Genomic DNA, 12906 nt, shown 5'->3' with positions numbered 1-12906 from the left:
TAAATCTTTTACCAATGAAAACAATAAAATTTTTAGCCACTACAACCATTGTTTTAATACTAATGGCTTGCAACGGGCAAACGAAAAGCAAAGCACAAACTGTAAATCAACAGGTTTCTAGAATTGAGGTTTACGATTTTCATTCTACCCATAGATGCATGACATGTAATGCTATTGAAGCCAATACAAAATATACTTTGGATAATTATTTTCCAGAGGAATTAAATACAGATAAAATTACGTTTCAGGTGATTAACGTCGATGAAAAAGAGAACGAGATAATTGCTGAAAAATTTGAAGCCTCTGGAACAGCTTTAATTTTAAATGTTATTAAAGATGGAAAAGAAAGTAAAATAGATTTAACCGAATTTGCTTTTATGAATGGCAATGACCAAGCTGAATTTTCTAAAGCATTGAAAGCAAAATTAGATACGGAACTAGAAACGCTTTAAATGGATTTTTTAAAATCACTTTTAGAAAATTATAATATCCCAATTCTATCCGCTTTTATTTTGGGCTTAATGACGGCTATAAGTCCGTGCCCTCTAGCAACCAATATAACAGCTACTGCTTTTATTTCTAAAAATATTTCGAGTAAACAGAAAGTGTTTCTAAGTGGTTTACTTTATTCTTTAGGAAGAGGTTTTAGTTATACCGCTATTGGATTGATACTTTATTTTGGAGCAAGTAAATTCCATATTGCAAAATTTTTTAACCAGAATGGTGAGAAATATTTAGGTCCTTTACTCGTTATAATAGGCTTAATAATGCTGAATATTATTAAACTTAATTTTTTAGGAAAGTCTAATTTTGAAGAAAAACTATCTGAAAAATTTAAAGACAAAGGTTTACTTGGTCCTTTTTTAATTGGTGCTGTTTTTGCTTTAGCCTTTTGCCCATATAGCGGTGCCTTATTTTTTGGAATGCTAATACCAATGACTATTGCATCAGCAGATGGACTTTATTTACCCATAATATTCGCTTTAGGAACCGGTTTACCAGTAGTTTTATTTACCTATTTATTAGCCTTTACGGCCGGAAAAGTTGGCTTATTTTATAATAGTATTTCTAAAATAGAAAAGGTAATGCGCACGGTTGCTGGTGGTGTTTTTATATTAACCGGTTTGTATTATATAGCGATTTTTACAGGTTTGATTTAGTAAGAAACCAGATAAACCCAAAACTTTAGACCTATTAAAACCTTTAGCAAACTAGCGCGTTAGGGATTGAACGGTATGTTTGAGCTCTTTTTGTGTGGTTGCACCTATGCAACACAAAAAAGCGAGTAGTGAAAGCCCGACCCTTTTCGGGTAACGCCAACAATATATAAATATAAAAAGCCCGCCAACTTGCGCTGACGGGCTTTTCTTAAAAAAAGGTTGAGTTAGTCTTCTTCTTTCTTTTTTCCTTCTAATCTGTTTATAGTATCATACATTACTGGTGTCGCTATAAATAACGATGAGTATGTACCTACTAATACACCAACAATTAATGCAAACATAAAACCTCTAATAGAATCTCCACCGAAGATAAAGATTGCTAATAACACTACTAATGTTGTTAAAGAGGTATTTAATGTACGACTTAATGTACTGCTTAATGATGCATTTACAACGCGATCGAATTTCCATCCCGTATGCTCGTTGAAAAACTCACGAACTCTATCGAATACAACCACGGTATCATTTAATGAATATCCAATTACGGTTAATATGGCTGCTATAAACGCTTGATCGATTTCCATTGAGAATGGCATGAATTTGTACGTTAAAGAGAATACACCTAATACGATTAAGACATCGTGGAATACGGCTGCTACTGCACCAAGAGAATATTGCCATTTTTTAAATCTGATTAAGATATAAAGGAATACTACAATTAATGATCCTAAAACTGCCCAGAATGATTCTTGTTTGATATCATCGGCAATAGTTGGACTTACTTTATCTGTTTTTAATAAACCTACCGTTTTCGTATCGGCATCGCTAATAAACTCCTCGTAAGTAAGACCTTCGAAATATGGTTGTAAAGCTGTATAAAGGGTTTTACGAATTTGCTCATCTACTTCAGATCCTGTTTCTTCTACTAAGTATTTTGTAGTAATCTTAACCTGGTTAGCATCTCCAAATATTTTAGCGTTTGCACTACCAAATACATCTGGGCTAGAAAGTACACCTGTAATTTCTGAAGCACTAACATCGTGGTTAAAACGCACTTGGTACGTTCTACCTCCAACAAAATCAACACCTTGATCTAAACTGTTTGTAAATAAAGATCCTAAACTTACTACAATAAAAACACCAGAAATTATATATGCAATTTTGCGTTTAGATAAGAAATCGATACGGATATCACGGAATAAATTTTTAGTCATTCCCGTTGAGAACGCTAAGTTTCCGCCACGGTTAGAATACCAGTCTATTAGTAAACGTGTGATGAAAATTGCAGTAAATAATGATGTACCAATACCAATAATTAAAGTAGTTGCGAAACCTTTAATTGGCCCTGTACCAAATATGAATAGGATTAATGCTGTTAAACCTGTAGTAATATTGGCATCTAAGATTGAAGATAAAGCATTGCTAAATCCATCTTGAATCGCTTCTTTTTGACCTTTACCTTTGGCAAGTTCTTCTCGAATACGCTCAAAGACCAGTACGTTTGCATCCACCGACATACCAATTGTTAAAACAATACCGGCAATACCAGGTAATGTTAATACCGCGCCCAATCCTGAAAGGATACCGAAGATTAAAAGGATGTTTAATGCCATTGCAACATCTGCAAATGCACCAGCTTTACCATAGTAAAACACCATCCAGATTAATACTAATGCTAAAGCAATCATGAACGACATTTTACCGCTATCAATAGCTTCTTGACCTAAAGATGGTCCAACAACTTCACTTTGAATAATATCTGCAGAAGCAGGTAATTTACCAGCACGTAATACGTTTGCTAAATCGATTGCTTCATTTAAGCTAAAATCTCCAGAGATTGAAGAGCTACCACCTGCAATTGGTCCGGTTGTTACACCTGGAGCAGAATACACAACGTTATCTAAAACAATTGCAATTTGACTCCCTTGCGTGTATGCGTTACCAGTCATTTCTTCCCAGATTTTAGCACCTTTAGCATTCATTTGCATTGAAACCTCAGATTTACCTGTTGCTCCAAATTGGTTTCTAGCATCTGTAACTACAGCTCCACTTAATTCTGGTTCGTTTTCTCTGTTTCCTTTTAAAGCATATAAGTCTAATAACTCACTTCCTTTTTTAGGTTTTCCGAATACAAATTTTGCGTAACGTTGCTCTGCAGGAAGTAAAGCACGTACTTGAGCCATACTTAAGTAGTTCTCGATAGTTTCTTTATCTTTTGCTTCAAATTGAGCTATAATCGGTCCGCCTTGGTAACCTTGGCCTCTAATTAAATCGAATATTGGGTTAACCGTTGAAGCTACTGCTGTAGAATCTGTTTCAGCTTCACCTAAAAGGTCATCAATTGCAGAGTCTTGTGCATCTTCAGTATCTTGTGGCTCTTGCTCTGCTGTTTCAGTTTTTGGAGAAACAACATCTTTTAATACTTCGTTAGCTTGCGCTAAAAACGGGAAAAACTGCTCACCTTTATAAGCATCCCAAAATTCTAGTTGTGCTGTACTTTGTAATAATTTAATGGCACGCTCTTTATCTTTTACACCAGGTAACTCTACTAAAATACGCCCAGAAGTTCCAATACGTTGTATAGTTGGTTGTGTTACACCAAACTCATCGATACGCTTACGTAAAACCTCGAATGCTGAAACTACAGATTCGTCAATTTTAGTTGAGATAATTGTTTTAACCTCATCATCCGTCATGTTACCACTAATTTCACCATCTAATGCTTTAGTGTAAAAAATATCTGGTGAAGCTAATTTAGTATCGCCTTTAATTTTATCGAAAGCGATAAAGAAATCTTCTAAGTATGTGTTCTGACTGTTTTTTTGAATTTCAGCAGCATCATCTAAAGCTTTATTAAAAATAGGATCTTTAGTATGGTTAGCTAATCCTTTCAAGATATCTCTAATAGATATTTGAAGTGTAGCACTAATACCACCTTTTAAATCTAAACCTAAATTCATGGCTTTTTGTTTCACTTCATTGTAAGTGAATTTTGCAATACCCATATTAAATACGGTATCTGTAGCGATAGACTCTAAATAAGCAGTCTCTTCAGCGCTGCGCTTTGCACGGTACCCCTCTTCCGTATCGGCAATTTTGTTAATCGCAATCTCTTCTGCTGCGTTTTCAATTTGTTTCGCTTTAAATGTGAATGATAATTGGTAGATACTTACCAAACCAAACAAAAGCGCAAATAATTTTACTAATCCTTTATTTTGCATTGTTGTTATTTTAGTGTGTGTCAAAATTTTTTCGACGCGCAAATATATTATTTACCGCCGATATTTGACAATTTTTAGTTTGAAATTGATTGTGTTTAAAATTATTTAATGAAAGTTAAGTTAAAGCCATATGTCTTTTCTAAAGAATTTTAAGCTTAACAACATCATTATTCTAGCAAGTTGGTCCTGCCCTGCCTTCGGGTATTTTATGAAGATTATTTTCTGTAGAAATTGAGATATTTCTACGCACTTTATAAGCCGTTTTAATCGTATTATTTTCAATGGAAACATTTATAACTTCAATAAAGAAGAAAACATTAGGATCTGAAAAACGATCACTTTTGGTATCGGTAGTTAAAACACACTTACCGTCTAAATCCCAACCAGATGTATTTGCATTCTGAATTTCGAAAACATCGAGATTATAAGCAATGGTTGGTATTTCGGTAGGTAATTCTCTTTTTTTTCTGCTTTCACTAAAGGTTTTATCATCTAAATCTTTAGCAAAAGTTTTTTTAATACTAGCAACATCGGCATCACTGTAGTAGGTGATTTTTAATTTTCCCTGAGCCGTTTGTTGTACTTTTATTTGATTAGCACCAAGAGCTTGTAATTGCTTCTTTACGTGTGCTACCGCTGTTTTAGCTTCGCTTGAAGTAACCTCAACATGGTTAAATTCTAATACAATTTCCTGATTAGGCATATTGAATTCCTGCTGAGAAATAACAGCCAAGAAACTCAAAATAAAAATTATAGCACCTATGTACTTTTTTAATTGCATGCGGCAAATATAAAAAAATAAAGGCTGTATTGCTACAGCCTCTATATATTTATGTTATTTAATGGTTTAAGATTATAATTCTAATAAACCATTAGTTTTTGCTACACCTTCTGCACTGGCTTTCATATGTGCTTTTTCAGCATCACTTAAAGGAATATCAACAATTTGCTCGATACCGTTTTTACCTAAAATTACAGGTACACCAATACAAATATCTTTTAACCCGTATTCACCTTCTAAATAAGTTGAACAAGGGAACATTTTCTTTTGATCACAAGCAATAGCTTGAACTAAACCGCTTACTGCAGCTCCTGGTGCGTACCAAGCAGAAGTTCCTAATAATTTAGTTAATGTTGCTCCACCTACTTTAGTATCTGCAGCAACTTGCTCTAAACGCTCTTCGCTTAAAAATTCTGAAACTTTAATAGAGTTTCTTGTTGCATGAGACGTTAATGGCACCATACCGGTATCACTATGTCCGCCTATAACCATACCATCAACATCGCTAATAGGTGATTCTAAAGCTTCTGCTAATCTATATTTAAAACGAGCTGAATCTAAAGCGCCTCCCATACCAATAATTCTGTTTCTTGGTATATCCAGAGATTTATGTGCTAAATACGTCATAGTATCCATAGGGTTACTTACAACGATAAGAATCATATTTGGAGAATGCTCCAATAAACTTGTTGATACGGCTTTTACAATCCCAGCGTTTATACCAATTAATTCTTCACGAGTCATTCCTGGTTTACGAGGAATTCCAGAAGTAATTACACAAATATCACTACCTGCTGTTTGGCTATAATCGTTAGTTACACCAGTGATTTTTGTATCAAAACCGTTTAATGATGCGGTTTGCATTAAATCCATGGCTTTACCTTCAGCATAACCTTCTTTAATGTCCAACAAAACAACTTCTGATGCGAAATTTTTAATTGCAATATATTCTGCGCAACTTGCGCCTACTGCTCCTGCTCCTACTACAGTTACTTTCATAAGTTTAATTTTAATAAAATTATTTAATATTTAGTCGACAAAACCCTTAAAAAACAGAATTGGTGTCAAGCAAATTTACGAATTTATCTTCTATTTCTTTAACAAGAACGCATATAAATACCCTACTTTTTGAAATAAAAAAAGTGCAGAATGATTTCTGCACTTTTTTAACAACTAACTAAACTAAACTAAATAAAACTAAACTTTTAACTAAACTTTTTTTTTCAAAAAACTCAATTTAAAACCTTTTAAAAGGATCTGTAAATGAGTAATATTATTTTTAAAATTAAACCAAAAAACGGCTTAATTGAAATTTACTTTTTGAGGCTAAAAATGAAAGGATAAATATTCTTTAAATTATGACTACTAAAATTCATTTAAACTCAAAATTTTATTCCTTTTTGCAAGAATAACACATTTTGACGCTAAAGTTTTTATAATCACTGTCTTAGCCAAAGCAAAGATACACTTATTTTTACATTACACAACATTTTAGCGGTAAAAAATGTATTTAATCGAATATTTAATGCTTTTTATCAGATTAAAAACTGAATCTAAGACTTAAATTAGGAGTTAAATCAAGGGATTTATTGTCAATTTGAATAGCACTATTAGAGTCTTCTGGGTTAACTTCATAATACCTATTTATAACATTCTGCGTGCCTATAATATTAAACACACCTACTCTTAAAGCGCCATGCACGGTTTCTGTAACTCGGAATGCATAATTTACAGAAGCATCTAATCGCATAAAATCATCTAGATTAGAACTGTTTGGATCACTATAATTCACCAAAACATCATTTCCATCCCGTGTTGTCTCATTATTCTCAATAGGCTTAGTATAAGGTTGACCTGAACGCCAAACCCCTCCAACAGATAGTTCTAACCGCTCTAAAACATTATAATTTACAGCTAGTGATACCGAATGCCGTATATCTACATTGTTAGGAAAAACAGATGGACTGAAACTTTGAAATTTATAATTATTTTGACTGTAAGTATAGCTAAGCCACGCACTATACTTATTAGCTGTTTTATTAATTAAAAACTCAGCACCTTTTGCCGTATAGTTTCCGGTGGCATTAACAAACTGAAAATTATTATAAAACCCTTGGTTTGAAGCCGTAATACCATCAACCTGTTTATAGAAGCCTTCAACATCCATTAACCAGTTATTTTTATTAAACTCGAAACCTAAAGACACTTGTTTACTTTTCGATATTGGGATATCATTTTCGTTTGCCAGAATCCATCTTCTATTTTCAACACCTAAAAAATCGTCCTGAAAATCAATAATTTGATTTGCCGATTGATTTTTAAATTCGCCTTGTAGTTTAAATGCTATTTGTTGTGATAGTTTTTGCCTAAAATTTAATCGCGGCTCAATAATGAGTTTATTAAATTTCTGAAAATAATTTCCTCTTGCACCTACTCGTAAATACGTCTTATTTTTATAAAATTCAATTTCACTGAACAAGGCATGATTTAGAAGAACATCTTTTTTCGTTTTCTCGTAAGATGGCGCACTTACCGTGGTTTCATTCAAAATACCAATTTCACTAAATTGATAACCGTTTAAAAAATTCAAATATTCACTAACCCTATACTTTGTATTCAGTTTAAAACCGGTTTCTAATACTTCGTTTGCTTGGGTTAGTTGCTGGTTGGTTTCAATTCTATTATCAGTAGCATCTACATTGTAGTTTGAATAAAAAGCAGAAGTTTCTGTTGAGAACCTATCATTCCACGTAGCATTCCAACTTCCACCAAAACCAATATTATCTTGCTGTAAATTACTGGTTTTAGAATTTACATTATCGTCATTATCTGTATATACCTCTGTATAATCTAAATTATTATTAATACCAATTACGTTTACACGAAACTGATGATTTTCATTTAAATCGAACAATAATTTTGCCGTATAATCGTAAAAGAAAAAATCTGAACTTCGGTTACCTTCACTTATGTTATCACTATTAGTTGTTAATTCACTATCCTGAAAACTACGTTCAAAATAATTATCATAAGTTGGTGAATTAAAAACATCAGTAAACGAGCGTCTACCAGAAACATGAAAAGCCAACTTTTCACTAATAGGTATTTCTAAAAATACATCGGCATGCATTAAATTAGCACCAAAACCTCCAGAAAACGTATTGTTTATTTCATTTTTAGTAGACATATTAATAGTACTAGAAACGCCATCACTAAACTCACTTGGCGTTCCATTTTTAGTAACCACGACTTGGTTTGTTAAATACGGGTTGTAAGCAGATATTAAACCAAAAAAGTGTCCTGAATGATACATTTTAATACCATCCCAAAGTATTAAGTTCTGGTCGTTTGTACCACCACGCACATTAATATTAGCGATACTTTCATTTACGCTTTCTACACCGGGTAAAGCCTGTATAGATTGCAACACATCGGGATCTGTTAATCCTGGTAAAACTCCAAATTTAGCCGTATTTAAAACCGTACTTCCATCAATACGTTTCTGCAAGCCTGTTGTTAAAAACTTAGATATTAATATTTTATTAAGCGCTTGATTTTCTTCTTCCATAATTATGGTTTTACAAAAACCATCTATAGATCTCAACTCACTAGCTTTAAATGTTAGAGATTTAAACCCTAAAAAACGAATTTCTATAGTTTCTTTAATGGGAATATTATTTAACTGAAATCGACCTTCTATATCCGTAATAACACCTCTGGATCTATTATTAATTACCACGGAAGCTCCAAGCAAAGGCAACTGCTCTACGTTATCTATTAAAATACCACAAATCGCAATAGTTTTCTCGATGGTAGAAATGGTAATATACCGCTCACTAAGTAATTTGAAATTTAAATTTGTGTTTGCATTTAACCTGTCTATTATAAATTGAAGAGATTCTGAATCCTTAACAGCTTCAACAAAAACCTGATCCACATCTGTTACCGAATACGAAAACTTAACATCAAATTTGGTTTCAATTTCAGTAATAACATCTATTAACGGCTTCTTATCTTCAGATTGAAACCCGAATGAAAAGAAACCACTGAATAAAATTAAAACGACACAAACTTTAGTTAGATTCATAGTTATAAAACTCAACGTTTTTCCCCGTTATGTTATAGCTTAATTTAAGTGGAATAGTTACAGATTGCAGCGCTATGTTTTTATCGTTATGAGTAAAAGTTCCAGAAAACATTTGTTCTGTATCAATTTTACCCGCATCGATAACAATATCATACTGAACTTCTAGCTCGTTTATTACTTGCCACAACGGCACCTCACTAAAACTAGATTCTTTAGCCAACCATGATGGATTTTCAGTATTAAAAGGCTTAACCTCTATAAGTTTTCCATTAACAATCCTCACAGATTTTCCTGGAGTTAAAATTGTTTTATTATTTTTATGTGTAACACTTACAGAACCTTCGTAGCATTGTACTTCAAAATAATTATCGCGTTCCTTAACATTAAATTGCGTTCCTAAAACCTGAATACTTCCAGCATAGGTATTTACAGTAAATTTTTCTCCTTTTGTTACTTTAAAAAAAGCCTCACCTTTTAAGGTTAAACTTCTATTTTGTTTCCATTCTTTTTTATTGAAGGCTAACTCCGATTGCGCATTCAGTATCACTTCAGAATTATCGGGTAATTGCAGGGTTTCGGTTTGAGCAATTTCAGTTGAATAAGATGCGGTATTATTAAAAAACAAAAAGTAAGAGGATGTTAATAGCACAACCAATACAGCAGCAACCTTCATAAACGTTTTAAAGTTTAAAGGAAAAACCTTGGTCTCTTCTTTTTTAAATGATCTTTTCTTAAAATCTGCCAGAGCTTGTTCTGCATCTATTTTTGGCACTTCAATCTGCTTAGAATAGAAGCCCATTTTTTCTAGAGTCGAAAAATCTTCCGAAGGATATTTGTTCTTAATATCTTCCAAAGACATTTCACCTTCAAACCATTTTAATATGTCGTTTTCTTTATTCATCTTTTACGCTATACAACTATAAGACACCTTATTATTTATTTACCCTATTAAAAAATCAAATTTTTAAGGCTTCAATTTTACTTCTTAATATTTTTAAGGCTGCCGACATTCGTTTTTCAACTGTTTTTTGAGATATATCTAGCAATTCGGCTATCTCTCTATATTTTTTATCTTCTATTCTATTCAATAAAAAAACCTCACGTTGTTCTGGGCTTAAGTTCTCAATAACCAACATAAGTTTTTGCTTAAACTCATCTTCTTCCATTAAATATTCTGGGTTCAAATTGGTTTCATCTAAATATGGCGATTCTTTTGCATAATTTAGCACCACCTTTTGGTGACGAATAGTATTTAAAAATAAATTATTAACCGTGGTAAAAAGATACGTTTTAGCTTTAGAGAAATCTATTTTAGAACAATTTTCCCAAATTTTAGCAAATGCATCTTGTACATAATCTAAAGATGCATCACCATCTCCACACTTATAAAAGGCAAAATTACTTGCGGCCTGAATATGTTTTGTGTAAAAGGTGTTGAAATGAGATTCTTCGCAAAGTTTATGCTTGGGGCTATTCATAAAGTTTATACAAATTGATATGCGGTAAAAATATAACAAAAAAAACCAACAACAATACACACTAGTAAACAGCAACTTACATTTAATTTAAAATATTTTAAAAAAAATCGTAGGGTAAATTTAAATCTAAGGGTCTTAATTACAGAACGGCGAAAAAAACGGCTGTGAAAAAGAAAATTATAAAAACCCTAAAAATTAAAAACATGAAAAATTTAAAATTATTAACAGCAATCCTACTAACATCAATTATGAGTTTCACATCTTGTCAAGATGAAATTGATAACGAAAACGGACAAAACCCAAATACAAATTCTGCAACATCACCTACAGCAAATAACTTAGAGCGCTCGTCTATGTACGATGGTAGTTTTGACGATTTTTTAGATGGTGTATCTTGCTCTTCCATTTTATTTCCTTTAACTGCAACAATTAATAACACAGAAATCACTTTAATTAGTCAAGCAGATTACCAACTTGTTTTAAATATTTTAGGACAGTTTACAAATGATGATGACAGCATTGAATTTCAATTCCCTTTAACAGTTAAGCTAAGCAATTATACTGAAGTACAAGTAGCAAACCAAACAGAATACGATGCGCTTATTGATGCTTGTGAAACAGCAGAAAGCGAAGCTGAAGATGCTATAAACTGCATCAATATAGATTTCCCAATTACAATTTTAACTTACGATTTAAGCGCAGAACAAACCGGAAACGTTGTTATAGAGTCTGAACAACAACTATACACTTACATGAATAATTTTGACGACGATGCTTTATTTTCAATAAACTACCCTATTACTGCAACATTAACTGGAGAAAGCAATACCGTAATTGAACTTAGTAGCGATGCAGATTTACAAACTGCAATTACAAATTGTTTAGAAAATGATGAAGCTATGGAAGAAGCAGAAGAAAATGCAGATACTTTAGAAAGCATTTTAGTTGATGGCGTTTTTAAAGTAGAATCTTTTATATCTACTAGTGTTAACACTGCAAATGATTATGCCGATTACACTATCGATTTTGCTAACGATTTAAGTTGTACAGCAGAAAACACAGTAAACACAACCATTAACGACATTGAAGGCACTTATACCGTAGCATCTGAGCTTGAAGTATTTTTAAATTTAACTTTTACAGGAAACACATCTTTCGAATTATTAAATAATACTTGGGAAGTTACAAGTTATTCTCAAAGTTCTATCTCTCTGCAAAGCTCAACAAATTCAGCTATTACATTAGTTTTAACTCAAATTTAAAAACTAGTTTAGCATTTGTTCCGTAAGTTATGGTAAAAGCAGCTGTCTATTTATAGGCAGCTGTTTTATAAAATAAAAAACAAAATACAATGAAGTTTAAAATATTAATTTCCTTTCTATTCCTCTTAATAATAAGTGCATGTTCTAAAGACGAATCGGAAGAACCCAACGATACAGATAATACGATATCCAAAGTATTAAACCGACAAGCCACAGGAAGTTCTGCTCACGATTTACTATCAGATGACACCTTTACAAGCATAATTATTGAAGTCGTTTATGTAGAAGGTTTTGAACCTACGGAAAGTGCTTTAAACAATTTCACTACTTTTCTAGAAAACCGAACCTATAAACCAAATGGTATTACTGTTGAAAAAAGAGCAATTCCTTCACCCGGAAAAACCACTTATAGTTTAGAAGATATTGCCGACATAGAAACAGAGCATAGAACACACTATAACACAAGTAACCAAATTGCTGTTTGGGCTTATTTTTCGGACGGAAAATCAGACAACGATTCTGAAACAGATAATACCGTAGTATTAGGAACTGCTTATTGGAACACCTCGTTTGTAGTTTATCAAGAAACGGTAGAAAGCTTTATTAATAGTCCGTTTGAGCCAGACAGAACGTTATTAGAGACTACAGTAATTAACCACGAATTTGGGCATATATTTGGGCTTACAAATTTAGGGACACCGCTACAAAGTGAGCATGAAGATGAAGAACATCCAAAACATTGCAATGTAGAAAACTGCTTAATGTATTGGGCATCAGAATCTGCTGTAAATCTAAGCGATATGGCAAACATGAGTACCGCTCCACAACTGGACGCTCAGTGTATTGCCGATTTACAAGCCAATGGCGGAAAATAAAAATCTTCTACCCATTTTTAAATTTAGTTTACCAGATATATA

The 12906-nt window shown here is 32.7% G+C and carries 10 protein-coding genes; 4 read left to right on the top strand and 6 right to left on the bottom strand.

The window, feature by feature from the left end:
- Positions 1 to 14 precede the first annotated feature (14 nt).
- Positions 15 to 452, top strand: coding sequence for a nitrophenyl compound nitroreductase subunit ArsF family protein (locus tag ACJJV4_RS04090; RefSeq protein ID WP_405292195.1), 438 nt, complete (start codon positions 15 to 17; stop codon positions 450 to 452).
- Positions 453 to 1160 carry an aromatic aminobenezylarsenical efflux permease ArsG family transporter gene (locus ACJJV4_RS04085; RefSeq protein ID WP_405292194.1) on the top strand — a complete coding sequence of 236 codons (708 nt, stop codon included), beginning with the start codon at positions 453 to 455 and terminating at the stop codon, positions 1158 to 1160.
- 224 nt (positions 1161 to 1384) lie between these two features.
- Here ACJJV4_RS04085 and secDF read toward each other — a convergent pair whose 3' ends face one another.
- The 6 genes from secDF to ACJJV4_RS04055 form a co-directional block, all read right to left on the bottom strand.
- On the bottom strand, positions 1385 to 4381 hold the full coding sequence (gene secDF / locus ACJJV4_RS04080; RefSeq protein WP_405292193.1) for a protein translocase subunit SecDF: 2997 nt from the start codon (positions 4379 to 4381) through the stop codon (positions 1385 to 1387).
- Between the two features lie 172 nt (positions 4382 to 4553).
- The gene (locus ACJJV4_RS04075) at positions 4554 to 5162 is read right to left on the bottom strand and encodes a hypothetical protein (RefSeq protein ID WP_405292192.1); all 609 of its coding nucleotides are present in this window, start codon (positions 5160 to 5162) and stop codon (positions 4554 to 4556) included.
- A gap of 72 nt (positions 5163 to 5234) precedes the next feature.
- Positions 5235 to 6161, bottom strand: coding sequence for a malate dehydrogenase (locus ACJJV4_RS04070; protein ID WP_405292191.1), 927 nt, complete (start codon positions 6159 to 6161; stop codon positions 5235 to 5237).
- Between the two features lie 541 nt (positions 6162 to 6702).
- On the bottom strand, positions 6703 to 9249 hold the full coding sequence (locus tag ACJJV4_RS04065) for a TonB-dependent receptor domain-containing protein (protein ID WP_405292190.1): 2547 nt from the start codon (positions 9247 to 9249) through the stop codon (positions 6703 to 6705).
- Entirely contained in the window at positions 9236 to 10150 is a 915-nt protein-coding gene (locus tag ACJJV4_RS04060; RefSeq protein WP_405292189.1) for a FecR family protein, read from the bottom strand. Before ACJJV4_RS04060 ends, ACJJV4_RS04065 begins: the two co-directional genes overlap by 14 nt.
- 55 nt (positions 10151 to 10205) lie before the next feature.
- The gene (locus ACJJV4_RS04055; protein WP_405292188.1) at positions 10206 to 10727 is read right to left on the bottom strand and encodes an RNA polymerase sigma factor; all 522 of its coding nucleotides are present in this window, start codon (positions 10725 to 10727) and stop codon (positions 10206 to 10208) included.
- Positions 10728 to 10930: 203 nt separating this feature from the next.
- On the opposite strand from ACJJV4_RS04055, the gene ACJJV4_RS04050 reads away from it, so the two are divergent.
- Positions 10931 to 11989 carry a hypothetical protein gene (locus tag ACJJV4_RS04050; RefSeq protein WP_405292187.1) on the top strand — a complete coding sequence of 353 codons (1059 nt, stop codon included), beginning with the start codon at positions 10931 to 10933 and terminating at the stop codon, positions 11987 to 11989.
- 89 nt (positions 11990 to 12078) lie between these two features.
- Positions 12079 to 12864, top strand: a complete 786-nt coding sequence (locus tag ACJJV4_RS04045; RefSeq protein WP_405292186.1) for a membrane metalloprotease — start codon at positions 12079 to 12081, stop codon at positions 12862 to 12864.
- The last annotated feature ends 42 nt before the right edge of the window (positions 12865 to 12906 follow it).

The sequence above is a fragment of the Algibacter sp. Ld11 genome, from assembly GCF_045066735.1.
Taxonomy (GTDB): Bacteria; Bacteroidota; Bacteroidia; order Flavobacteriales; family Flavobacteriaceae; genus Algibacter.
The sequence above is the reverse complement of the archived record's forward strand: the minus strand, read 5'-3'. Positions and strand labels throughout refer to the sequence as shown.

Excerpts from the sequence above, each read along its gene's own strand:
- ACJJV4_RS04065 (WP_405292190.1), bottom strand. The coding sequence starts at position 9,249 with ATGAATCTAACTAAAGTTTGTGTCGTTTTAATTTTATTCAGTGGTTTC.
- ACJJV4_RS04090 (WP_405292195.1), top strand. The coding sequence starts at position 15 with ATGAAAACAATAAAATTTTTAGCCACTACAACCATTGTTTTAATACTA.
- secDF (WP_405292193.1), bottom strand. The coding sequence starts at position 4,381 with ATGCAAAATAAAGGATTAGTAAAATTATTTGCGCTTTTGTTTGGTTTG.
- ACJJV4_RS04045 (WP_405292186.1), top strand. The coding sequence starts at position 12,079 with ATGAAGTTTAAAATATTAATTTCCTTTCTATTCCTCTTAATAATAAGT.
- ACJJV4_RS04085 (WP_405292194.1), top strand. The coding sequence starts at position 453 with ATGGATTTTTTAAAATCACTTTTAGAAAATTATAATATCCCAATTCTA.
- ACJJV4_RS04070 (WP_405292191.1), bottom strand. The coding sequence starts at position 6,161 with ATGAAAGTAACTGTAGTAGGAGCAGGAGCAGTAGGCGCAAGTTGCGCA.
- ACJJV4_RS04075 (WP_405292192.1), bottom strand. The coding sequence starts at position 5,162 with ATGCAATTAAAAAAGTACATAGGTGCTATAATTTTTATTTTGAGTTTC.
- ACJJV4_RS04050 (WP_405292187.1), top strand. The coding sequence starts at position 10,931 with ATGAAAAATTTAAAATTATTAACAGCAATCCTACTAACATCAATTATG.
- ACJJV4_RS04055 (WP_405292188.1), bottom strand. The coding sequence starts at position 10,727 with ATGAATAGCCCCAAGCATAAACTTTGCGAAGAATCTCATTTCAACACC.
- ACJJV4_RS04060 (WP_405292189.1), bottom strand. The coding sequence starts at position 10,150 with ATGAATAAAGAAAACGACATATTAAAATGGTTTGAAGGTGAAATGTCT.